The following is a 22,240-nucleotide window of genomic DNA, read 5'->3' as shown; positions in this document are numbered from 1 at the left end:
AGGAGTCGGAGGACGCCGGCGGTGGCCTCTTTTGCGTAGCTGACTGCCGGTCATTTGCGCGCTGTGCGGCTCGTGCGCATTATGCGGAACGATCCGGTCGCAGCGTCCAAGGCCGGGGCGCGCGGAAAACCCGGTGCACTGGTGGGCCCCTCCTCCCTAGCATGCTCGGAACATTCGAGCAGGTGAGGACGGGAGTCCGCGATGTCCACGGTGGTAGTAGCTGCGACGAGCCTGGTGGAAGACGAGCTGTCGGCCGCCATGGCCCGCGTGCTGCCACCGGAGCAGGCCGGGCGGGATCCGCTGCTGCGGCCGTCCGAGCAGGCGGACTTCCAGTCGGGGGCCGCGTTCGCGCTGGCGAAGCTCGCCGGGGTGGCGCCGCGGGAGTTGGCGGAGCGGTTGGCGGGGGAGATCGGAGCGGGGCTGACGGCCGCCGCCTCCGGGCCCGGGTTCGTCAACGTGACCGTGGCCGACGAGTGGCTCTGGCAGCAGGTGGCGACCCGGCTCGCGGCGCCGCGGCTCGGGGTGGGGGAGCCGCTGGCCGGGCAGCGGGTCGTCGTGGACTACTCCGGGCCGAACATCGCCAAGGAGCTGCACGTCGGCCACCTGCGGTCGACCGTGATCGGGGACGCGCTCGCCCGGATCCTGGGGCACCTCGGGGCGGAGGTGCTGCGGCAGAACCATCTGGGTGACTGGGGAACCCAGTTCGGGATGCTGATCCAGTACCTGGACGAGCACCCGGGCGAGGAGTGGCGGGACATCGCGCTGCTGGACGTGCTCTACAAGGCGGCCCAGCAGGCCTTCGCCGCCGACCCGGCCTTCGCCGAGCGGTCCCGGCGGCGGGTGGTGGCGCTGCAGGCGGGGGACGAGGGGACGCTGGCGGTGTGGCGGGAGCTGGTCGCCATCTCCGAGCAGGCGTTCCAGCGGGTCTACGACCGGATGGGCTTGCTGCTCACCGGCGCCGACGCGGACCCCGAGTCGGCGTTCAACGACCAACTGGACGCCGTGGTGGCCGAGTTCGAGGCCGCAGGCCTCGCGGTCGAGAGCGAGGGCGCGCTCTGCGTCTTCGCCGAGGGCGTGGCCGCGCCGCTGATCGTGCGGAAGCGGAACGGCGGTTACGGCTACCCCGCCACCGACCTGGCCACCATCCGGCACCGGCTGCAGACCCTCAAGGCCGACCGGATCCTCTACGTGGTCGACGCCCGGCAGGCGCTGCACTTCACGCTGGTCTTCGACGCCGCGCACCGGATCGGCTGGCTGGCCGACCCGGGCGCCGCCACGCACGTGCCGTTCGGCCTGGTGCTCGGGCCCGGCGGCACGCCGTTCAAGACCCGGTCCGGTGACAGCGTGCGGCTGGCCGACCTGCTCGACGCGGCGGAGGAGGCGGTGCGCGCGGTGCTGACCGAGAAGCCGCACGAGCTGGACGACGGGCAGTACGCCGAGGTGGTCGGGGCAGCCGCCGTGGGGGCGGTGAAGTACGCGGACCTCGCCAACGCACGGACCAAGAACTACGTCTTCGACCTCGACCGGATGGTCTCGCTGTCCGGTGACACCGCCGTCTACCTGCAGTACGCGCACGCCCGGCTGCGGACCCTGCTGGCCAAGGCGGGCCCGGACCAGGGCGACCCCGACCCGTCGCAGCCCTCGCACCCCGCCGAGCGGGCGCTGGTCCTGCGGCTGGACGCCTTCGACGCGGTGCTGCGGGAGGCTGCCGGGACGCTGGAGCCGCACCGGCTCTGCGGCTACCTCTACGGGCTGGCCAAGGCGTTCACCGACTTCTACGGCAGCTGCCCGGTGCTCAAGGCGCCGACACCCGGTCTGCGGGCCAACCGGCTGGCGCTCTGCCGGCTCACCGCCGAGACACTGGCGGCCGGCCTGGGCCTGCTGGGGATCGCCGCGCCCGAACGGATGTGAGGAAAGCTCAGGCCTCCAGCCACACGTACGCCGCGAAGCGCCCGGTCGGCTGGTCGCGGCGGTGCGAGAAGAGGTCGGCGTCCTCGATCGTGCAGCGGGCGTCCTGGCGCACCGCGGCGACGCCCGCGCGAGCCAACTGCGCGGTGATCCCGGCCCGCAGGTCCAGGGCCGGGGTGCCCTGGCGGGTCGTGGAGCGCACCTCGGGCAGCACGGCGGCGGACTCCTCGCGCATCGCCGCCGGCACCTCGTAGCAGCGCCCGCAGGCCATCGGGCCGACCAGGGCGGTCATCCGCCCCGGCTCGGCCCCGGCCGCGGCCATCGCGGCGACCAGCTCGGGCACCACGCCGGTGAGCGTGCCGACCCGCCCGGAGTGCGCCGCGCCGACCATCCGCGCCACCGGGTCGGCGAGCAGCACCGGCGCGCAGTCGGCGCCCAGCGCGGCCAGCGCGAGGCCGGGCTCGGTGGTGAACACCGCGTCCAGTTCCGGGACCTCGGCGGCCCAGGGGCCCGACACCCGGGCCACGGTGGCGCTGTGCACCTGGCGCATCCAGACCACCCGGTCCGGGGCCAGCCCGAACCGACGGGCCGTCAGCTCCCGGTTCCGCAGCACGTCCTGGTAGTCGTCCGCGGTCGCGCCGCCCAGGTTGCGCGAGTCGTACGGCGGTGCGCTCACCCCGCCGTGGCGGTCGGTGACGGCGTAGCGGACCCCGGTCGTCAGTTCCTCCATGTCCTCCATGGAGGCGACCCTAGCCCTCGTCCAGTTCGGCCACGCCGGTGATCCGGTGCAGGGCGAAGGTGTTGAGCTTCTCGGCGTGGTGGTCGAAGGCCGTCACGTAGCCGCCCTCCACCTTCACCGGGTCGATCACCCGCTGCGAGGCCAGCCCCTCGGCGTTGATGTAGCCGATCCACATCCGCTCGCCGAGCAGCACCGCGGTCTGCAGCGCGGCCAGCGTGTCCGCCGCGGCGGTGCGCGGCAGCCGGTGGGCGTCGGTGGGCGCGGCGGCCGGCCCGGCCACCGTCTCGCGGCGTAGCGCGGTGGCCGCCCGGTCGCCCGCCCGGATCGCCTTGACGGCGGCGCCGAGCAGCACCGCGTCCGGGGTGGCGGGTCCGTCGGCGACCGGGGCGGGCGCGGTGCGTGGCGGGGTGCGGTGGCTGTCGGGCCGGGTGATCACCAGATCGCCCTCCGCGGACTCGGCGGCCGGGGCGTACCCCATCGCGCGCAGCACGCCGAGCACGGTTTCGGGGCCGGCCTGGGCGGCCAGCACGGTCGGCGCCAGCAGCCGCAGCCGCAGCTCCAGCGCGCGCCGGTCGGCGAGCACCTCGGCGAGCAGCGCGGGGTCGTCGCAGCGCAGGTAGGCCGAGGCGGCGCCGACCCGCAGCACGCCGTGCCGCCGGGCCACGTCGTCGATCAGGTAGCTGAGCGGCTGGGGAACGGCGGTGCGCGAGTGCTGCTCCAGGAAGGTGTGCAGGTCGGTGGCGGTGCGCCCGGCGTCCAGCGCGCGGCGCACCGACTCGGCGGTGAAGCGGTAGACCGTCGCGCCGCCCTTGGACTCGATCTCCGCGCAGAGTGCCAGCGCCTGGGCCAGCGGGGTGAGCAGCGGGCCGGGCGCGATCGCGGTCAGGTCGGGCTGCAGGATCACGTGGTCCAGCGGCTGCGGCAGCAGCGGAGCCAGCGCCGGGGACGGGTCCTGGCCGGCCAGCAGGGCCCGGGCCGGGGCGCCGAGCGCGCCGCGCCCGGTGATGCCGAGCAGTTCGGCCTCGGTCAGCGTCCAGCCGGTCAGGTGCTCGCGCAGGTCGCGCCCGTCGGGGCCGGTGGCGCCGCCGCGCAGCGGGCGGTGCCAGCGCTGGACGGGCAGCAGTGCCTCGGCGCCGGCCACCGCGCCGGGCGGCAGCGAGCCGAGCAGGCTGAGCACGGCGCGGCGGGTGGCGGGGGCCAGCACCCGGTCCAGCTCGGGGCCGAGCGCGGCGCGCGGCTTGCCCTTGCCGTCGGGCGTGCCCACCAGGCCGGGCACCCGGGTCGCGGCCAGCCAGCCGCGCACCAGCACGGTCCAGCGCTCGGCGACCGGCTGCTGCAGCCACAGGTCGTAGGCGGGGGTCGGGGCCCACACCTCGCCGGTCCGCCCGGCCAGCTCGCCGTTCTCCCCGTCCGGTGCCAGCAGCCCGGCCCCGTAGGCGAGTTCGAGCCAGAACGCGGCCTGCGCCTCGCCCGTCTCCAGGGCCAGCGCGGTCCGCTTGAGGTCGCGCACCCCCAGGCCGCCGGCCCGCAGGGTGGCCGGCGGCTGCAGGCCCCAGAGGTCGAGCAGCTCCTCGACGGTCCGCACGGCGGTGTACGCCTGGCCGGCCGCCGCGCTGTCCACAGCCTGTGGATCGCGCTCGGTGTCGGGCCGCAGGGCGGGCGGGGCCGGTTCGACCACCCGGTGGCTGCGGCCGCCGCGCAGGTGCAGGGCCAGCTCGCGCGGCAGCACCACGGTGCCGGGCCCCGAGGGCAGCAGCAGGCCGCGGGCCAGCAGCCACTCCAGCGGGCCGCGCGCCTGCTCGGCGGTGACCGGGCGCCCGGCGTCGGGGACGGTGCCGGTGGGTGGGCCCCAGACCAGCCGCTCCAGCACCCCGCGCGCGGCCTCGGGTGCCTCGGCGAGCAAGGCGGCGCACCGCTTGCGGCTGGACAGCAGCGCGGTCAGCGCGGCCACCGCCGTCACCGGGTCCGGCGTGCCGGGCAGCCCGGCACCGGTCACCAACTGCTGAAGCCGGGCCGGGGACATCCCCAGGGTGGCCTCGGCCAGCGTCGGGCCCAGGCCGGTGCCGCCGGGCGCGGTGGCGCTCGGGGCCAGCGCCTCGCGCACCGCGATCACCAGGTGCGGCGCGCTGTCCGGCCCCCAGAGCAGTGCCCGCTCGCGCAGCGCGGCCAGCGCCGGGGGCAGCGCGGCGACCACGGCGGCCCGGTCCACCGGCTCGGCGCCGGGGTGCGGCTTGACCCGGGCGGGGCCGGCCAGCAGGTCGCGCAGCACGGTGTCCGGGCTGCCGTCCGCGACGGCCGCCAGCGCCTCGGCGGTCTGCAGGGTGAACCGGTCCAGCCGCTCCAGTGCCCGCAGCGCGGAAGCCCGGCTGGAGAGCCGGGCGGTCAGCTGCGTCACGTCGGTGGGCACCGGGTTGAGCAGATCGGGGCGCAGGCGCAGCAGGGTGGCCAGGGCCTGATCGCTGCTGGCGCGGAGCTCGTCGGCGAGGGTGCGGGCCCTGCTGGACGCTCCGGTCGGCTCGGTGGTCATCCGACCCAGCGTAGTCGGACCGGATGAACCGCGGTGCCCGCCGCCGGATGCGGGGTCGGACGCCGGGTCGCACGCGGGGTCGCACGCGGGGCCGGACGCGGGTGGCAGGACGCCGCGTGGGGCATAGGGCGGGTAGCTCTCGCGTGGCGGGGCGCCAGTCGGTAGCGTCAGCGGACGGCGGGGCCTGGAGCAGGGAACAGGGTGGCGGGCGATGGCGGGTGGGCAGGCGGACGAGCGGCCGGGCGAGGCGTTGACCGGTGGCCTGTCGGGCGGTGAGTGGTGGCGGGTGGACGGGCCCTGGCGGGTGCTGGGCACCGCGCCCGAGTCCGCCGGGGTGGCGGAGGACGGGGTGTACGTGACGCCGCCGCCCGCCGGGCCGACTGCCGTGCCCGCCCCGCCGACCGAGCCGCCCGTGGTGCGCCGGCCCGCGCAGGGCGGTGCGACGCCCGCCGGGCCCGAGGTGCCGGTGCCGCCGGCCCGCCGCCCGGTCTTCCGCAAGGGCGCGCCGTCCGCGCAGGCCGGGCCGGGTGAGCCGCCGGGCGCCGCCGTCGAGGACGGCGGCACCCCCGCCGCCTGGCTGATCGCGCCCGCGGCGCCCGGCCCGCTCCGGGCGCCGACCGCCGCCGACTTCCCCGGCTGGGACTCGGTGGTGATCGAGTTCCCGCCGGACGACACCGCGGCCGCCGAGCCGCCCGCCGAGGAGCGGGTGATCCCGGGGCAGCGCGGCCGGGCCGAGCCGCAGCCGGCCGACGGCGAGGCGGATCCGGCGGCCGGTCAGCGCGCCGGTCAGGGCGCCGGCCGGGCGGCGGGCCAGGCAGGGGCGAAGGGCTCGTTCCTGGCCGGGCGCCGTCCCTCGCCGCTGCTGCTGCTGGCGGCCGGGGTGCTGGTCGGCGGAGCCGTGTCCGGGGTGATCCTGGTGCTGCTGGCCGGCTGGGGGCTGGCCTATCTGTCGGCCCGGCTCGGCGCCCTGGCCAAGAAGTTCGTGGTGTTCGGGATCCCGCTGATCACCATGAGCGCCTCGACCCTCTGGTTCTGGGGCCGCGCCCAGGGCCGCTGGGGCGACCCGCTGAGCAAGGGGGCCCCGATGACGCACGCCGCCTACGCGGCCGCGCCGGGCGTGCTGCGGCTGGCGGCGGTGCTGTCGGCGCTCTTCCTGCTGGCGGTGGCCCTGAAGCGGCGCGGCCCGAAGACCGACTGATCGGGCGGGCAGCGCCGCCGGGAGAGCCCGGCCGCACCGCCTGCCCGCACCGCCTGCCCGAACCGCCTGCCCGAACCGCCTGCCCGAACCGCCCGCCCGTGGCCGAGCGCCCGGCACGCTACTCCCGCAGGGCGGTCGTGTAGCGGATCGCGGTGCGCCGCACCAGGCTGCCGTCCGCGGCGGTCAGCGGGGCGAGCACCGCCAGTGCGGCGGCCCGCGCTTCGTCCAGTCGCTCGGCCGGGATCGCCTCCAGCACCCCGCGCCATCCGCCGGCCCGCTGCGCGTGCCACCAGGCGTCGGCGGTGGGGTAGTGGGTGGCCGCGAGGTGCTCGACCGTTCGTACGTCGGTGAAGCCGGCCCGGTGCAGCAGCTCGGCCGCCTCCTCGGGGCTGCGGCCCAGCGGGTTGAACCGGGCCGCGCGGCTCTGCCGCAGCCGGGCCGCCTCCGCGGGGAGGAAGGCGTTGAGCGCCGCGCCGGGCCGCTCCCAGCCGGGTTCGTCCGCGCCGAAGGCGGTGAAGCCGAACCGGCCGCCGGGCACCAGCACCCGGTGCACCGAGGCCAGCGCGGCCGCCGGGTCGGGGGTGAAGATCACCGCGAAGGAGGAGAGCGCGGCCTCGAAGGAGCGGTCGGGGAACCCGAGCGCCTCGGCGTCGTCCAGCCGGACGCAGACGTTGCGCAGCCCGCGCCCGGCCGCCTGCGCGGCGGTCGCCTGGACCATCCCGGGGGCCAGGTCGACCCCGACCACGTAGCCCTCGGGGCCGACCTCGGCGAGCGCCGCGAAGAGCACGGCGCCCCGGCCGCAGCCCACGTCAAGCACCCGGTCGCCCGGGCGGAGCCCGGCCAGCCTGGCCAGCCGGGCGCCGATCGGATTGAAGAAGCCGCCGTTGGCCTCGTCGTACTCGTCGGCCGCGAGCGTGAAGGCGTGGGCCAGGGCGGCCTTGCGGCGGCGGGCCGCCGCGTCCTGCCCGGCGGGTGACTCACCTCGGAGCTGAGTGTTCGTCATATCGTCATGGTGGTCCCGTGTGGTGCGCGTCACAAGGGGGCGGACGGGGCGCTGATCGGCGCTCAGAAGCCCAGCAGGCACTGGAGTTGGCTCAGCACCAGGCCGGCGCCGGTGCAGCCGATCCCCTCGAACCACAGTTGGTCGTCCACCGGGAAGGCCCGCCCCGCCCGGACCGCGCCGAGCGCCCGCCAGGCCGGCCCGGCCAGGGTCGCGGTGGTGCCCGCCGCGTCCGGGTCGCCGTAGGTCGAGTAGAGCAGCAGGTCGCCGTCGGCCCCGGAGAGCTGGTCGGGCTTGACCTCGGTGTCGAACTGGTCGACGTTCTGCGCATCGGGCCGGCCGAGCCCCAGGTCGGTGAGGAGGCTGCCGGGGAAGCTCTGCCGGCCGTAGAGCCGGATCCGCCCGCCCTGGACGAAGCGCACCAGGCTGACCTTGCGGCCCGCGGTGGCGCCCGGGCCGCCGACCATCCGGGAGGTCTCGGCCAGCTGGGTCCGGTAGGCGGCGATCACCGCGTCCGCCTCGGCCTGCCGGCCGAGCGCGCGGGCGTGCAGCTGGAAGTTCTCCTTCCAGGTGGCGCCGGTGGTCCGGGTGAGCACGGTGGGCGCGATCCGGCGCAGCGCCTCGTAGCGGCCGCCGTCGCGCAGCCGGCTGCTCAGGATCAGCTCGGGGCGCAGTGCCTCGATCGCGGCCAGGTCCGGTGCGCCGATGGTGCCGGTGACGGCCACCTCGGCGAGTCGGGAGGCCGGCCAGTACCGGGGCAGGCCCGGTGCCTCCGCCGCCCGGCAGGCGCCGATCGGGGTGATCCCCAGGGTCATCGCCGAGTCCAGCTCGGCGGTGTCCAGCACCACCACCCGGGTCGGCAGGCCCGGCACCGCCACCGCGCCGGTGGCCGCCGTGACGACGGCGCTGGGCTCGGGGCCGGCGGCGCCCACCGCCGCCTGCGGGGCGGGCAGGCCCGGGGTCGGCCCGCAGGCGCCGAGCGTGGCGGCCAGGCCCGCCGCCAGCACGGCGCGGCGCGACGGGTGACGGTGCATCGGGGCTCCTCTGACGGCCGGTCAGGGAAATGATGTCCCAGATGGGGGGAAAAGGGCGTTATGCGATGCCTCTAGGCTGAGGGGCATGTCAGCGATCTCCGTGCCCGCCCCGCTCACCGTCGGCTTCGACCTCGACATGACCCTGCTGGACACCCGGCCCGGCATCAAGGCCACCTACCTGGCGCTCTCCGCCGAGACCGGCACCTACATCGACGCCGACCTGGCCGTCACCCGGCTCGGGCCGCCGCTGACCGTCGAGCTGACCAACTGGTTCGCCCAGGAGCAGCTGCCCGCGATGCTGGACCGCTACCGGGCGCTCTACCGCGACCACGCCTTCGCGCCGACCGTCCCGCTGCCGGGCGCGTACGCGTCGGTGGCCGCGGTGCGCGAGGCCGGCGGTCGGGTCGCGGTGATCACCGGCAAGTACGAGCCCAACGCGCGGCTGCACCTGGAGCACGCGGGCATCGAGTACGACGCGCTGGTCGGCGACCTGTGGGCGGAGACCAAGGGCACCGCGCTGCGCGAGCTGGGCGCGAGCGTCTACGTCGGCGACCACCTCGGCGACATCATCGGCGCCCGCGCGGCCGGCGCGGTGGCCGTCGGGGTGGCCACCGGGCCGTACGGCGCCGAGCAACTGGCCGAGGCGGGCGCGGACGTGGTGCTCGCCGACCTCACCGAGTTCCCGGCCTGGCTGGCCGGGCACCGCGCCACCGGCAGCTAGCCGGCGGCCGGCCCGCGGCTAGCCCGCGGCGGCGTCGGCCCGGCGTCGCTGGGCGCGGGCCGAGCGGAACAGGCCGAGCAGCGCGAGCAGGAAGCCCAGCGGCATCAGCATGCTCGCGAAGTACGCGGGGGTGGGCAGCGGGGTGAGGTGGAAGAAGAGCGGGACGAACGTCGCGATCGTGGCCAGCGCCCCCACCACGAACACCACCGCGCCCACCCGCACCAGGCCCTCGCCCGACTCCTTGCCGCTCACGGCAGCCCTCCTTCACCCGCACCGTCACGCTTCGAACCGACCGCCCCAGTCTCGCAGAGTCCGCGGCCCCTCGGCCCGACCCCCGCCACCTGCGCGGATCTCGATCCCGTCACTGCCTGCGGTTCGCCGGGGACAGCGAGTTTCGAACTCCGGGTGCGCAGGGTATGCAGGTCTCGCACGGGGTCGACCGACCCCGCTTCCGGCCAGGGGGTGACCGCCATGACGACCGACCGGGTTCCGTCGTCCGGCCGTACCGCCGTGCCCTGGCCGTCCTTCCTCGCCAGAGCCGGGCTCCAACCGCCGGGCGTGTGCGAGTGAAACCCTGAGCGGTCGCTAGCCTGCTGCCGGCGGACCGTCCTGCACCGGCTCGCGCCGGCGTCCACCGCGACCACGCCGGACGCCCGCGCGACCGGACCACCCCTGCCAGTTCACGGCACCCCGGCGACGACGCCGGGGCGCCCCCGCACCCACACCGAGGACATTCGAGATGCCCACCGGCCAGGTCAAATGGTTCAACGAGACGAAGGGATTCGGCTTCCTGTCGCGCGACGACGGCGAGGACGTCTTCGTCCACAGCAAGGCGCTGCCCGCCGGGTTGAGCTCGCTCAAGCCGGGGCAGCGGGTGGAGTTCGGTGTGGTCGCGGGGCACCGCGGCGACCAGGCGATGGGGGTCACCCTGCTGGAGGCGCTGCCCTCGGTGGCCGTCGCGCAGCGGCGCAGCGCTGATGACATGGCACCGATCGTCCAGGACCTGATCACCATGCTGGACACCGTGCTGCCCGGCCTGCAGCACGGCCGCTACCCGGCCAAGCCGGTCGGCCAGAAGCTGGCGGCCGCGCTGCGCGCGGTGGCCGACCAGTTCGACGTCTGAGACCGGCAGGGCCGAGGCCGAGGGCCTTCCCGCCGCCGCCCTCGCGGCCGCGGGAAGGCCGGTACGACTGCGGGAAGGCCCGCCCGGCTACGGGAAGGCCAGCGCGTCCGGCGCCACGGCCGGCACCAGGCCCTGCTCGGCCGCCCGGTCCAGCAGGCCGCGCACGGCCGCGTAGCCCTCGGGGCCGAGGTCGGCGGTGAACTCGTTGACGTAGAGCCCGATGTGCTGGTCGGCCACCGCCGGGTCCATCTCCTGGGCGTGCGCCAGCACGTACTCCCGGGAGGCCGCCGGGTCGGCCCAGGCCGCCTCGACCGAGCCGCGCACGGCCGCCGCCAGCTCGCGCAGCCGCGCCGCGCCCAGTGAGCGCCGGGCGATGATCGCGCCCAGGGGGATCGGCAGCCCGGTGCGCGCCTCCCAGACCTCGCCCATGTCGGCCAGCTTCGCGAGCCCGTAGTCCTGGTAGGTGAAGCGGGCCTCGTGGATCACCAGGCCGGCGTCCACCCGGCCGTCCCGCACGGCGGGCATGATCTCGTCGAACGGCAGCACCACCACCTCGCCGAGCCCGCCGGGCACCGCCTCGGTCGCCCAGAGCCGGAACAGCAGGTAGGCGGTGGAGCGCTCGCTGGGCACCGCGACCGTCTTCCCGGTCAGGTCGGCGCCGGCCGTGATCGGGCTCGCCCCGGCGTCGGCCCCGGGCCGGGTGAGCACCAGCGGGCCGCAGCCGCGGCCGAGCGCCCCGCCGCAGGGCAGCAGCGCGTACTCGTCGAGCACCCAGGGCAGGGCCGCGTAGCTGACCTTGAGGACGTCCAGCTCCCCGCGCTCGGCCAGGCCGTTGGTCACGTCGATGTCGGCGAAGGTGACCTCGGGCGCCTCGGCGCCCGGCAGCAGGCCGTGCGCCCAGGCGTGGAAGACGAAGGTGTCGTTGGGGCAGGGCGAGTACGCGATCCGCAGCGGCTCAGCCACCGGTGGCCTCCTCGATCAGACGGGTGTGGGGCAGCAGGGCGAAGGCGCGCTCCAGGGCCGCCAGCGCCTCGCCGATCCGCCAGGCGGCCCGGTCGCGCGGGCCCACGGCGTTGGAGACGGTGCGCAGTTCCAGGGCCGGCACACCGAACCGGGCAGCCGCCTCGGCCACCCCGAAGCCCTCCATCGCCTCCGCGGCCGCGCCGGGGTGCCGGGCGGCCAGCTCGGCCGCGCGCTCGGCGCTGCCGGTGACGGTGGAGACGGTGAGCACCGGGCCGACCACCGCACCGGTGGCCCGCGCGAGCAGCGCGACCGCGCCCGGCGGCGGGGTGTGCGCGACGGTGCCGAAGCCCAGCTCGGCGACGTCCTGGAAGCCGTCCGGGGTCTGCGCACCCAGGTCGGCGGCGATGATCGCGTCGGCGGCCACCACCGTGCCGATCGGCGCGCGCGGGGCGAAGCCGCCGGCGATCCCGGCCGAGACCACCAGCGGGTGGCGCTCGGCGGCCAGCGCGATGGCGGTGGCGCTCGCGGCCGCGGCCGGGCCGACCCCGGCCGTCACCACGGTGACCAGGCCGGCCGGCGCGCCGCGCCGCACGGCCTCGGCCTCGGCGGCCACCGCGACGACGACGAGCAGCCGACCCCCGGCCGGTGCGGCGGGGGCCGGCTGCTCGCCGGTGTCCTGCGGGCCGGTCACTGGCCCTGCGAGGGGTCCTGACCCTGGCTTGCGTCCTGCGGCGAGGCCACCGGGGCGGCGGAGTTGACCAGGTCGACGAACCAGACCGCGATGATGCCCTGGCTGGCCGAGCCCGCCGGGCTGTTCGGGTCGAACTCGATGATGGTCAGCGCGGTGTCGCGGTTGGTGGTCAGCACGTTGGCGGCCGACTGCAGACCGGAGAAGGTGTTGTCCTTCTGGAAGTTCGACACCACGGCGCCGCTCTGGCTGTTGCCGCCGTTGGTCACCGCCCGCCAGCCGTTCTTCGCGCTGTTCGGGTCGAGCCCGACGCCGATCTGGTCGCTCGACTTGATCGACAGCTTGGGGAAGGTCCCGGCCGGCTGGTTGGAGAGCTGGGCGCAGGCCTGGCGCCCCGCCGTGTCCAGCGGCTTGCCGCCGTTGTAGCAGGTCGGGTTCGGGGACAGCGCGGTCGAGGAGCGGCCGATGGTGACGGTGGCCTTGCTCTTGACCGGCGCGGGCTGGCTCGCCGCGTAGGCGATGGAGCCGCCGAGCGTGCCGGCGCCGATCACGACCACGGCGCCGAGGGCGGCGATGACACGGGTACTGAGGCTCATGGGACGAAGGCTATCCAACTCTGCCGATCACGCGACGCGGGGGTGCGGTGCGCCGCCGCGAACCCCCAGCCGGACCAGCGCCAGCACCGTCCAGACCAGCGCCACGCCGAGCAGCACCGACGCGATGGCCAGGCCCAGCTCGCCGTCGAGCGGCAGCAGGATGCCCAGCGCGCCGCCGGCCACCCAGGAGAGCTGCATCAGCGTCTCCGAACGGGCGAAGGTCGAGGTGCGCACCGCCTCGGGGACATCGCGCTGGATCAGCGAGTCCAGCGCGAGCTTGGCCAGCGAGTTCGCGATCCCGGCGACGGCGGCCACCACCAGCACGGTGACCAGCCCGTACCAGAGCGCGCACGCGACCGCGGCGCCGGTGGCCAGCATCAGCATCGCGGTGATGGTGGCCTCGGCGCCCCGGCTGCGCAGCCAGGAGCCGAAGACCGAGCCCAGCGCGTTGCCGCCGCCGGCCGCCAGGGCGAGCAGGCCCAGGCCCACGGTGGGCGACACGCCGCCGACCGGGTCGACCCGCAGCAGGAAGGCCAGGAACAGGGTGAGGAAGCCGCTCAGCCCGCGCAGCGCGGCCACCGCGCGCAGGCCCAGGATCACCGCCGGACCCACGGTGCGCAGGCTCGCCTTGACCCGGGGGGCCGGCTCGGACTCCGGCGGCTGCTCGCCCGGGTTCAGGTGCGGGCCGGCGTGCAGCACCGCGCGCTGCTCGCCCTTCGCGGAGTCGACCTGGTGCGGCAGGTGAAAGGCCATCAAGGTGCCGATCACGAAGACCAGGAAGGCGCCGCGCAGCGGCCAGGCCGGGCCGGCCAGGTGCAGCGCCCCGCCCACCGCGGCGGCCAGGCCGGTGGCCAGCAGCCCGGCCAGTGTCACCCGCGAGTTGGCCTTCACCAGGGTCACCCGGGCGGGCTTGAGCCGGGGCACCACCACGCTGCGCACCACGCCGTAGGCCTTGGAGGCGACCAGGCAGCCCAGCGCCTCCGGGTAGAGCGCGAGGTTGCCGTCGCTGATCGAGCCGGCCATCGTCCAGGCGAGCACCGCGCGCGCCAGCATCGACATCGCCATCGCCGCCCGGCGGCCGTGCGGCAGCCGGTCGAGCAGCGGGCCGATCACCGGGGCGAGCAGCGCGAACGGGGCCATGGTGACCAGCAGGTAGAGCGCCACCCGACCGCGGGCCTCGCTGGTGGGCACCGAGAAGAAGATGGTGGAGGCGAGCGCGATGGTGATCAGCATGTCGCCGAAGGAGTTCAGCGCGTGCAGCTCGATCAGTTTGGCCAGGCCCGACTCGCCGGCCCCGTCGGCCGAGGTGGCCTTGCGGATCCGGCGCCCGGTGCCGTGCACCACCCGCCCGGTGCGCAGCCCGGCCGCGGAGGCGCCACGCAGCAGCAGGGAGCGGCGGGGGGCGTCCTCGGGGGCCTGCTCCGGCTCCGGCGCCTGCTCCGGCGCCTGTTCCGGCGCCTGCCCCGGCTCGGCCTCGTGGTCGGCGGCGGGCCCCGGGGCGGCGGCGGACCCTGGCGCGGCCCGGTGTTTCGTGAGATCCGGCACGGTGGGCCCGGCGGGATCGGGCAGCGGCGACCCGTCCTCCGGCTGTGGACCCGAGTGGTCCGCAGGGGGGACCGCGAGCTGCTGTCGCGGCACGGCGACGGGCGAGGCGTGCTGCGACGGAGTTTCGTCCGCCACACAGGCAATCCTGCCTGACAATCCCTTCCAGGACGAGGGATTGCGGGTAGCTCGGCGCGGCCCGGAGCCCCTGGTATCCTCGGCGCCGCCTTACGGGCTGTCGCGCGGAGCTGCCCGGCGGGTAGCCTGCACTGTGCGGACCGCTGCGGTGGAGCGCGCGGCGCACCGGTCGGGCTGGCCCGACGGCGGCGCGGCCGGTCCCCGCAAGGCTCCCGGTCACGCAGAATAGGGGCGGTACCACCAGCGAGCGGTACCGGCGGTCGGTTGAGCGATGCGACGCCCACAGGGGCGCGCACCCGGCGGCCGCGACGGTCCCGTACGGCCCGGGTCGAGCCACCGGGCGATTAGGCTGCAGGTAAGAAGACTGGAGAGAACCGACGCCGTGAGTGCTGCGATTCGAAGCCGTACCCCCGACCGGCTCTGTGCCGACGCTGTCGAACTCGCCAGGCAGGCAGCGGTCGAGGCGGTGGGTGCTGCCGCTGTCGGCAGCCACCTGGGCGCCCGGGCCGAGGGCGAGCGGGTCGTCACGCATACCTTCGAGTGCCTGGACGCCGCCTACCGCGGCTGGCACTGGGCCGTCACCGTGGCCCGCGCCCCGCGCGCCAAGCTGGTCACCCTGGACGAGGTCGTGCTGCTGCCCGGCGCCGACGCGGTGCTCGCGCCGCAGTGGGTGCCGTGGAGCGAGCGGCTGCGACCCGGCGACCTGGGCCCGGGCGACCTGCTGCCCACCGACGCGGACGACGAGCGGTTGGAGCCCGGCTGGACCGGCGAGGACGAGCCGGCGCCCAACTCGGCCGTCTTCGACGGCGAGGAGGAGCTGGAGCTGTCCGACCCGCAGGTGCAGCCGGCCCCGGCCCGCGCGCGGATCGGCTCGGTCGCGGACGAGCTCGGCATGGCCCGCCCCCGGGTGCTCTCCCGGCTCGGGCTGCACCTGGCCGCCGACCGCTGGGAGAAGGCGCACGGCTCGCAGACCCCGATGGCGCAGTCCGCCCCGGCCTCCTGCACCAGCTGCGGCTTCCTGATCGCGATCGGCGGCTCGCTGGGCCAGGCCTTCGGCGTCTGCGGCAACGAGTACGGGCCGGCCGACGGCCAGATCGTCTCGCTCGCCTACGGCTGCGGCGGCCACTCCGAGGCGGCCGTGCTGCCGGCGCCGCCGGTGCCGGCCGAGCTGATCCTGGACGAGACCGTGGTCGAGCCGCTCCAGCTGCACCCCGACCGCACCGGCGGCTCGGTGGAGCCCGACGCCCCGGCCGAGGAGCTCGGCCACTCCTGAGCCCGCGTCACCGGGCGAACCCGCGTCACCGAGCCCCAGGAGCCCTGCCGCTCCTGGGGCTCGGCCGTGTCCGCGCCCCGCAGTGGCAGCCCGTCGGCCCGGCGGCGGAGCCCCGGCGCGCCCGGCGGCGAACCGGGTCCCGAAAAGGGGAGAGAATGCCCCCCAAGGATCTCGTGTGACGGTTGGGGAAGGCGGCGGGTCCAGTGGAGCCTCGCATCATCGGCAACGGCGGCGACGAGCAGGCGGCCGACCACTTCGGCACCGCCGAGCTGCGGCGCCGCGTCCTGGACGCCTGGGCGGCCTCGCCGGCCCGGTTCCGGGAGGACGCCAACGCCGAGGAGGAGCTGGCGCTCGGCGGCTACCGGGATCGCCTGGTGGTCGAGTTGGCGCAGAACGCGGCGGACGCCGCCGGGCGTTCCGGGCGCGGGCCCGGCCGGCTGCGGCTGACCCTGCGCGACGGCGTGCTGGCCGCCGCCAACACCGGCGCGCCGCTGGACGCGGCGGCCATCGAGTCGCTCTCCACCCTGCGCGCCTCCTCCAAGCGGGCCGACGCCACGCCCACCGTGGGCCGGTTCGGCGTCGGTTTCGCCGCCGTGCTCGCGGTCAGTGACGAGCCGGCCATCGTCGGCCACGCCGGCGGAGCCCGCTGGTCGCTGGCCGAGGCGCGTGAGCTGGCCGATCGGGTGGCCGGCGAACACGCCGGTCTCGCCGAGGAGTTGCGCCGCCGCGACGGCCACGTCCCGCTGCTGCGGCTGCCGCTGGCCGCCGAGGGCGAGCCGCCGGCCGGCTACGACACCGCGGTGCTGCTCCCGCTGCGCGACGGCGCCGCCGAGGACCTGACCCGCCGTCTGCTGGACGGGGTGGACGACGCCCTGCTGCTCACCCTGCCCGGCCTGGCCGAGATCGTCATCGAGACCCCGGACGGCGGCTCCCGCACGCTGACCCGATCGGCGGCCGAGCGTACCGAGGCCGGCCTGGGGCAGGTCGTCCTGACCGAGCAGGACGGGCAGGGCAGCTCCCGGTCGTTCTGGCAGACCGTCACCACCACCGGCGCGCTGACCCCCGAACTGCTCGCCGACCGCCCGGTCGAGGAGCGGGCCCGCCCGTACTGGACGGTGACCTGGGCCGTGCCGGTCTCCGCGGCCGGCACCCCGCAGCCGCTCCCGGTGGCCCCGGTGCTGCACGCGCCCACCCCGAGCGAGGAGCCGCTCGGCGTGCCCGCGCTGCTGATCGCCTCCTACCCGCTGGACTCCACCCGCCGCCACGTCGCGCCGGGACCGCTGACCGACTTCCTGACCGAGCGGGCCGCCGAGGCCTACACCGATCTGCTGCGGGCCCGCGGCGCCGATCTCGGCTCGCTCGTCCTGGTCCCCGGCCCGCTCGGCCAGGGCGCGCTGGACAACGCGCTGCGCACCGCGATCCTCTCCCGGCTGCCCGGCACCGCCTTCCTGCCGCACCCGGCCCCGGTGGAGGAGGGCACCCCCGCGCTGCGCCCGCGTGACGCCACCCTGCTGGAGGGCGCGGACTCCTCGGTGGTCGAGGCGCTGGCGCCGATCTTCCCCGGCCTGCTGCCGGCCGGGCTGGAGCGGCGGGCCGAGCTGCGCGCGCTCCAGGTGCGGCGCGTCCCGCTGGCCGAGGTGGTCGACCAGCTCGGCGGCCTGGACCGGGAGCCGGCCTGGTGGCGCAGCCTGTACGGGGCGCTGGCCGGGGCCGACCCGGAGGCGCTCGGCGCGCTGCCGGTGCCGCTGGCCACCGGGCGGATCGTCACCGGCCCGCGCCGGGTGCTGCTGCCCTCCGAGGACGCCGACTGGGCCGGCTTCCCCGGCTACCCCGAGGCCCTGGCCGAGGCGCTGGACCTGCTCGACCTGCGGCTGGCCCACCCCGAGGCGGCGCACCCGCTGCTGGCCAAGCTCGGCGCCGCCACCGCGACCCCGACCGGAATCCTGGCGACCCCCGAGCTGCGCGCGGCCGTGGCCCGCTCGCTGGACCTGGGCGAGGAGGACTTCGACGGCGCCGTCGACCTGGCCGACGCGGTGCTCGGCCTGGTCCGGGCGGCCGGCGCGCGGGTGGGCGACCACCCCTGGCTGGCCCGCCTCGCGCTGCTCGACGACGAGGGCGAGCTGACCCGGGCCGGCGAGCTGATCCTGCCCGACAGCCCGTTCGCGCAGCTGGCCCGCCCGGAGGACGCGCCCTTCGTCGACGAGGACCTGCTGGAGCGCTGGGGCCCCGAGGTGCTGGGCGCCGCCGGGGTGCTGAGCGGCTTCGTGCTGGTCCGGGCCGAGGACGCGGTGCTCGACCCGGACGACCTTGAGCGCCTGGACCCGACCGCGCCCGCCGACCGCGCGGTCGGCGGCACCCCGACCGGGCTGCTGGACGAGGCCCCGGACGGGCTGGCCGACTGGGCCGAGGAGGTGCTGGAGGCGCTGCACGCGGACGATGCCGACAGCGTGGGCGTGCCGCCGGTGGCCGCCGAACTCCTGGTGGTGCGCGACCTGGACCTGGTGGACGAGGAGGCCTGGCCGCAGGCGCTGGCGCTGCTGGCCCGCCCGCCCTACCGGGACGCGGTGGTCACCCCGGTGCGCGTGCTGTTGCCCGACGGCAGCTACACCGACCTGCCGCCGTACACCGCCTGGTGGCTGCGCGACCACCCGGTGCTGGCGGGGCGCGAGCCGGTCGGCCTGCGCGCCGCCGGGGCCGACTGGCTGCTGCGCGGGCTCTACGACGAGGCCCGCACCACCCTGGACGAGCAGTTCCTGCACGCCCTGGGGGTGCGCACCACGCTGGCCGCGCTGCTCGCCGAGAAGCACGGCCCCGACGAGCTGCTGGACCACCTCACCGACGACGCGAGTGAGGTGACCCACCGCCAGCTGCACGGCATCTACACCGCGCTGGCCGCCGTCGGCGACCTCGACCCCCTCGACGTGGTGCGGGCGCTGCCCCCGCTGGATCCGGACACCGGCCGCCGGCCCGGCCACACCGTGGTGGTGGACGTCACCGAGGCCGTCATCGCCGACGCCCCCGACCTGGTGCAACTGCTCCACCCCTATCCGCTGCTCCCGGTCGCCCCGGCGCTGGCCCCGGCACTGGCCGAGCGGCTGCACGTCTCGCTGGCCAGCGAGATCGCCGGCGGCCGGGTGCTCTCCGAGGGCGCGCTGCACCGGGTGCCGGCGGTGGTCCGCGAGCTGCTGCCCGGCTGCCCCCTGGCCTACGAGGAGCACGACGAGCTGCTGGTGGTCGGTCCGGACGGCGAGGAGGCGGCGGTGGACTGGCGCTGGGACACCGCCGCGGCCGCCCCCGAGCTGCCCTACGACCCGGAGTCGACGGACCCCGCCGATGAGGACGAGGAGTTCGACGTCCCCCCGGTGCCCGGCCTGCTGCACGCGGCCACCCCGGAGGGGCTGGCGGCGGGCCTGGCCTGGTCGGTCGGCCAGTGGCACCGGCGGTTCGAGGTGCTGGCCGCGCTCACCGAGCCGGACCGCGCCTACGAGCTCTCGGCGGCCCGCGACTTCGAGGGCTGACAGCCGTCGGGCCCCGCTCCAGGGCCTGCCGTCGAACCCCCTTCCGCGTGCGAACGAAAGGGGTTTGACGGCAGATTTAGGCTGGCAGCCATGATCGACAACGCTGAACGCAGCTTCCTGTTCCTGCTGGCGAGTTCCCGGCTCGACGGCAACACCGAGACGCTGGCCCGGCGGGCGGCCGAGCAACTGCCCGCCGGGACCGAGCAGCGCTGGCTGCGGCTCAGCGAGCTGCCGCTGGCGCCGTTCGTGGACCGCCGGCACGACGGCGACGGCGGCTACCCGCAACCCGAGGGGAACGAGCGGGTGCTGCTGGAGGCCACCCTGGCCGCCACCGACCTGGTGATCGCCTCGCCGCTGTACTGGTACAGCGTCTCGGCCGACGCCAAGCTCTACCTGGATCACTGGGCCGGCTGGATGCGGGTGCCGGGCTACGACTTCCGCCCCCGGATGGCCGGCAAGACGATCTGGTCCGTCACCGCGCTCGCCACCGCGGCCGAGGCCGCCGACGCGCTGGTCACCACCGTGCGGCTCAGCGGCGAGTACCTGGGCATGCGGTGGGGCGGCGCGCTGCTCGGTTCCGCCAACCGGCCGGGGCAGATAGCCGAGGACGACGGGGCGCTGAACCGGGCCAAGACCTTCTTCGCGAGCTAGTGCCGCGCCCGGGTGTCCCGCCAGGGCCTCAGGCCCGGGTGTCCCGTCAGGGCCTCAGGCCCGGGTGTCCCGTCAGGGCCTCAGGCCCGGGTGTCCCGGTCCTGGGTGCGGCTGACGAAGTGCCAGATCACCTCCAGCACCAGCCCGGCCGCCACCGCGATCGCCACCCCCGTCCAGGCGTCCTGGGTGCCGATCAGCTTGAGCTGGAAGAAGTCGGAGAGCCAGGGCACCACCAGCACCAGGGCGAAGGCCCCGCCCATGGCGCCGAGCAGCAGCAGCCGCCACCAGGTGTAGGGGCGGGCCACGATCGCCAGCACCCAGGTCGCCACCAGGAAGAGGGTCAGGGTGGCCACACTGGTGTCGGCCTTGAGGTCGGTGGCCTGGTCGGCGCGGGCCAGCTCGTAGGCCGTGAAGGTGGCCGCGCCCGCGATCAGGCCGCCCGGCACGGCCAGCCGCAGCACCCGGCGGACGAACCCGGGCCTGGCCCGCTCGTTGTTGGGCGCCAGCGCCAGGAAGAAGGCCGGGATGCCGATGGTCAGCGCGCTCAGCACGGTGGAGTGCCGGGGCAGGAACGGGTACGGCACCTGGGTGCAGACCACCAGCAGGGCCAGCAGCACCGAGTAGACCGTCTTGACCAGGAAGAGGGTCGCCACCCGCTCGATGTTGCCGATCACCCGGCGGCCCTCGGCGACCACCGAGGGCAGGGTGGCGAAGCTGTCGTTGAGCAGCACGATCTGGGCCACCGCCCGGGTGGCCTCGCTGCCGGAGCCCATCGCCACGCCGATGTCGGCGTCCTTGAGCGCGAGCACGTCGTTGACGCCGTCGCCGGTCATCGCCACGTGGTGTCCGCGCGACTGCAACGCGCCCACCAGCTCGCGCTTCTGCTGCGGGGTCACCCGGCCGAAGACGGTGGTGTGCTCGGCGGTGTCGGCCAGCTGCTCGGGGTCGGCGGGCAGGGTGCGGGCGTCCAGCGGGTGGTCGGCGCCCGGCAGGTCCAGGCTCGCCGCGACCGCGCCCACCGAGACCGCGCTGTCTCCGGAGATCACCTTCGCCTGGACCCGCTGCTCCTCGAAGTAGCGCAGCGTCGCGGCCGCGTCCGGGCGCAGCCGCTGCCTGAGCACCGCCAGGGCGAGCGGGTCGAGGTCCTTCGTGGGGTCGGGCCCGTCCAGCGGCGCCGTCGTGCGGCCGAGCAGCAGCACCCGCAGGCCCTGGCCGCCCAGCTCGTCCACCTCGGCCAGCGCCGGGTGTCCGGCGGGCAGCAGCACGTCGGGCGCGCCGAGCAGCCAGCCCGCCTCGGTGCCGCCGGGCTCCCGCAGTCGCGCGCCGCTCCACTTGCGGGCCGAGGAGAACGGCACCGCCTCCAGCACCCGCCACGGTCCGTCCTCCGCCGGGGTGCCGTAGGCGTCCAGCAGCGCGCGCATGCTCGGGTTGGGGCGGGCGTCGGCCGCCGCCAGCACGCCGAGCACCTCGCGCAGCCGCTCCCCGTCCGCGGTGGTGTCGGCGGTGGTGTCGGCGGTGGTGCCGGTGGTGGTGTCGGCGGTTCCGCCTGTGGTGTCGAGCATGCGCAGCTCCTGGACGTCCATGCCGCCCTCGGTGAGGGTGCCGGTCTTGTCCAGGCAGACGGTGTCCACCCGGGCCAGCCCCTCGATCGCCGGCAGCTCCTGGACCAGGCACTGCTTGCGGCCCAGCCGGACCACCCCGATCGCGAACGCCACCGAGGTCAGCAGCACCAGGCCCTCGGGCACCATCGGCACGATTCCGGCCACCGTGCGGCGCACCGCCTCGCGCCAGTCGTTGTGCTCGACGGTCCACTGACTGATCACCAGGCCGATCGCGGTGGGGATCAGCAGGTAGGTGATGAACCGCAGGATGGTGTCGATGCCGGTGCGCAGCTCCGACTTGACCAAGGTGAACCGGCTGGCCTCCTCGGCCAGGCGGGCGGCGTACGCCTGGCGGCCGACCTTGGTGGCGGTGAAGGCACCGGACCCGGCGACCACGAAGCTGCCGGACATCACCTCGTCGCCGGGGTGCTTGAGGACCGGGTCGGGCTCGCCGGTGAGCAGCGACTCGTCGATCTCCAGGCCCTCGGCCTCGGTGACCGCGCCGTCCACGATCACCTTGTCGCCGATGCCGAGCAGCACGGTGTCGTCCAGCACGATCCCGGCGACCGCGACCTGCGTGGTCCGGCCCTCGCGGCGCACCTCCGGGCGGGCCTCGCCGATCAGCGCCAGGCTGTCCAGGGTCCGCTTGGCGCGTACCTCCTGGATCACGCCGATCGCCGTGTTGGCCACGATGACCAGGCCGAACAGCCCGTCCTGGATCGGGCCGACCACCAGGATGACGGCGAAGAGCACGCCGATGATCGCGTTGAAGCGGGTGAAGACGTTGGCCCGCACGATCTCGCTGACGGACCGTGAGGAGCGCACCGGGACGTCGTTCACCTGACCCCGCGCCACCCGCTCGGCCACCTCGGCGGCCGTCAGACCGCCGTGCCGGGTGGGCACGAGGCCAGTGGCGCTGGCGCCGCTGTCGGGGGCGGTCCGGTCCGCGGGGTGCGTCATGGCACCGACTCTACGGGGGCGAAATGTCCAGTGCGTCCCCTCGACGTCCCGGTCCCGCCG

The 22,240-nt window shown here is 76.1% G+C and carries 17 protein-coding genes; 7 read left to right on the top strand and 10 right to left on the bottom strand.

Going from position 1 to position 22,240, the window contains the following annotated elements; translation table 11 throughout:
- Positions 1–201: 201 nt before the first annotated feature.
- Positions 202–1,911 (top strand): arginine--tRNA ligase, encoded by a 1,710-nt coding sequence (argS, locus tag OG455_RS17740; RefSeq protein ID WP_266294832.1) that lies wholly within the window; start codon positions 202–204, stop codon positions 1,909–1,911.
- A gap of 7 nt (positions 1,912–1,918) precedes the next feature.
- On the opposite strand, the gene pgeF is transcribed toward argS, so the two are convergent.
- Together pgeF and OG455_RS17730 are read right to left on the bottom strand one after the other, a co-directional pair.
- Positions 1,919–2,647 (bottom strand): peptidoglycan editing factor PgeF, encoded by a 729-nt coding sequence (gene pgeF / locus OG455_RS17735; RefSeq protein ID WP_266294830.1) that lies wholly within the window; start codon positions 2,645–2,647, stop codon positions 1,919–1,921.
- A gap of 10 nt (positions 2,648–2,657) precedes the next feature.
- Positions 2,658–5,174, bottom strand: a complete 2,517-nt coding sequence (locus tag OG455_RS17730) for a helicase-associated domain-containing protein (RefSeq protein WP_266294828.1) — start codon at positions 5,172–5,174, stop codon at positions 2,658–2,660.
- Between the two features lie 211 nt (positions 5,175–5,385).
- Between OG455_RS17730 and OG455_RS17725 the strand changes: the two genes are divergently transcribed.
- A complete protein-coding gene (locus OG455_RS17725) occupies positions 5,386–6,372 on the top strand; it encodes a hypothetical protein (RefSeq protein ID WP_266294827.1) in 987 nt (328 codons plus the stop codon).
- 118 nt (positions 6,373–6,490) lie between these two features.
- On the opposite strand, the gene OG455_RS17720 is transcribed toward OG455_RS17725, so the two are convergent.
- A complete protein-coding gene (locus OG455_RS17720) occupies positions 6,491–7,375 on the bottom strand; it encodes a methyltransferase domain-containing protein (RefSeq protein ID WP_266294825.1) in 885 nt (294 codons plus the stop codon).
- 62 nt (positions 7,376–7,437) lie between these two features.
- Entirely contained in the window at positions 7,438–8,406 is a 969-nt protein-coding gene (locus tag OG455_RS17715) for an iron-siderophore ABC transporter substrate-binding protein (RefSeq protein ID WP_266294823.1), read from the bottom strand.
- Positions 8,407–8,491: 85 nt separating this feature from the next.
- Here OG455_RS17715 and OG455_RS17710 point away from each other — a divergent pair, with 85 nt between their 5' ends.
- A complete protein-coding gene (locus OG455_RS17710; protein WP_266294821.1) occupies positions 8,492–9,127 on the top strand; it encodes an HAD family hydrolase in 636 nt (211 codons plus the stop codon).
- 18 nt (positions 9,128–9,145) lie between these two features.
- Here OG455_RS17710 and OG455_RS17705 read toward each other — a convergent pair whose 3' ends face one another.
- Complete coding sequence (locus OG455_RS17705) at positions 9,146–9,379, bottom strand: hypothetical protein (RefSeq protein ID WP_266294820.1); 234 nt, start codon at positions 9,377–9,379, stop codon at positions 9,146–9,148.
- A 487-nt stretch (positions 9,380–9,866) separates the two neighbouring features.
- Between OG455_RS17705 and OG455_RS42090 the strand changes: the two genes are divergently transcribed.
- Positions 9,867–10,250: a cold shock domain-containing protein gene (locus OG455_RS42090; protein ID WP_323185531.1), complete on the top strand. Its 384-nt coding sequence runs from the start codon at positions 9,867–9,869 to the stop codon at positions 10,248–10,250.
- Between the two features lie 87 nt (positions 10,251–10,337).
- On the opposite strand, the gene OG455_RS17695 is transcribed toward OG455_RS42090, so the two are convergent.
- Genes OG455_RS17695 through OG455_RS17680 form a run of 4 tightly spaced genes read right to left on the bottom strand, consistent with a single transcriptional unit; the run spans position 10,338 to position 13,841 of the window.
- Positions 10,338–11,213, bottom strand: a complete 876-nt coding sequence (locus tag OG455_RS17695) for a 1,4-dihydroxy-6-naphthoate synthase (protein ID WP_266294819.1) — start codon at positions 11,211–11,213, stop codon at positions 10,338–10,340.
- Positions 11,206–11,904, bottom strand: coding sequence for a futalosine hydrolase (locus tag OG455_RS17690; RefSeq protein ID WP_266294812.1), 699 nt, complete (start codon positions 11,902–11,904; stop codon positions 11,206–11,208). The genes OG455_RS17695 and OG455_RS17690 overlap by 8 nt, the downstream gene beginning before the upstream one ends.
- Positions 11,901–12,497, bottom strand: coding sequence for a hypothetical protein (locus OG455_RS17685; protein ID WP_266294810.1), 597 nt, complete (start codon positions 12,495–12,497; stop codon positions 11,901–11,903). The genes OG455_RS17690 and OG455_RS17685 overlap by 4 nt, the downstream gene beginning before the upstream one ends.
- Before the next feature lie 27 nt (positions 12,498–12,524).
- A complete protein-coding gene (locus OG455_RS17680) occupies positions 12,525–13,841 on the bottom strand; it encodes an MFS transporter (RefSeq protein WP_266300850.1) in 1,317 nt (438 codons plus the stop codon).
- Between the two features lie 730 nt (positions 13,842–14,571).
- Here OG455_RS17680 and OG455_RS17675 point away from each other — a divergent pair.
- The 3 genes from OG455_RS17675 (at position 14,572) to OG455_RS17665 (ending at position 19,619) form a co-directional block, all read left to right on the top strand.
- Positions 14,572–15,450: a DUF3027 domain-containing protein gene (locus OG455_RS17675; protein ID WP_266300849.1), complete on the top strand. Its 879-nt coding sequence runs from the start codon at positions 14,572–14,574 to the stop codon at positions 15,448–15,450.
- A 203-nt stretch (positions 15,451–15,653) separates the two neighbouring features.
- On the top strand, positions 15,654–18,968 hold the full coding sequence (locus tag OG455_RS17670; protein WP_266294808.1) for a sacsin N-terminal ATP-binding-like domain-containing protein: 3,315 nt from the start codon (positions 15,654–15,656) through the stop codon (positions 18,966–18,968).
- A gap of 90 nt (positions 18,969–19,058) precedes the next feature.
- Positions 19,059–19,619 carry a flavodoxin family protein gene (locus OG455_RS17665; RefSeq protein ID WP_266294806.1) on the top strand — a complete coding sequence of 187 codons (561 nt, stop codon included), beginning with the start codon at positions 19,059–19,061 and terminating at the stop codon, positions 19,617–19,619.
- An 80-nt stretch (positions 19,620–19,699) separates the two neighbouring features.
- Here the strand turns inward: OG455_RS17665 and OG455_RS17660 are convergent, their stop codons facing one another.
- Complete coding sequence (locus OG455_RS17660; protein ID WP_266294804.1) at positions 19,700–22,180, bottom strand: HAD-IC family P-type ATPase; 2,481 nt, start codon at positions 22,178–22,180, stop codon at positions 19,700–19,702.
- Positions 22,181–22,240: the final 60 nt, after the last annotated feature.

The sequence above is a fragment of the Kitasatospora sp. NBC_01287 genome (assembly GCF_026340565.1).
Taxonomy (GTDB): Bacteria; Actinomycetota; Actinomycetes; order Streptomycetales; family Streptomycetaceae; genus Kitasatospora.
Note: the sequence above shows the minus strand (reverse complement) of the source record. Positions and strands in the feature narration are given on the sequence as shown.

Coding starts and splice junctions, on each gene's coding strand:
- argS (WP_266294832.1), top strand. CDS start 202: ATGTCCACGGTGGTAGTAGCTGCGACGAGCCTGGTGGAAGACGAGCTG.
- pgeF (WP_266294830.1), bottom strand. CDS start 2,647: ATGGAGGACATGGAGGAACTGACGACCGGGGTCCGCTACGCCGTCACC.
- OG455_RS17730 (WP_266294828.1), bottom strand. CDS start 5,174: ATGACCACCGAGCCGACCGGAGCGTCCAGCAGGGCCCGCACCCTCGCC.
- OG455_RS17725 (WP_266294827.1), top strand. CDS start 5,386: ATGGCGGGTGGGCAGGCGGACGAGCGGCCGGGCGAGGCGTTGACCGGT.
- OG455_RS17720 (WP_266294825.1), bottom strand. CDS start 7,375: ATGACGAACACTCAGCTCCGAGGTGAGTCACCCGCCGGGCAGGACGCG.
- OG455_RS17715 (WP_266294823.1), bottom strand. CDS start 8,406: ATGCACCGTCACCCGTCGCGCCGCGCCGTGCTGGCGGCGGGCCTGGCC.
- OG455_RS17710 (WP_266294821.1), top strand. CDS start 8,492: ATGTCAGCGATCTCCGTGCCCGCCCCGCTCACCGTCGGCTTCGACCTC.
- OG455_RS42090 (WP_323185531.1), top strand. CDS start 9,867: ATGCCCACCGGCCAGGTCAAATGGTTCAACGAGACGAAGGGATTCGGC.
- OG455_RS17685 (WP_266294810.1), bottom strand. CDS start 12,497: ATGAGCCTCAGTACCCGTGTCATCGCCGCCCTCGGCGCCGTGGTCGTG.
- OG455_RS17665 (WP_266294806.1), top strand. CDS start 19,059: ATGATCGACAACGCTGAACGCAGCTTCCTGTTCCTGCTGGCGAGTTCC.
- OG455_RS17660 (WP_266294804.1), bottom strand. CDS start 22,180: ATGACGCACCCCGCGGACCGGACCGCCCCCGACAGCGGCGCCAGCGCC.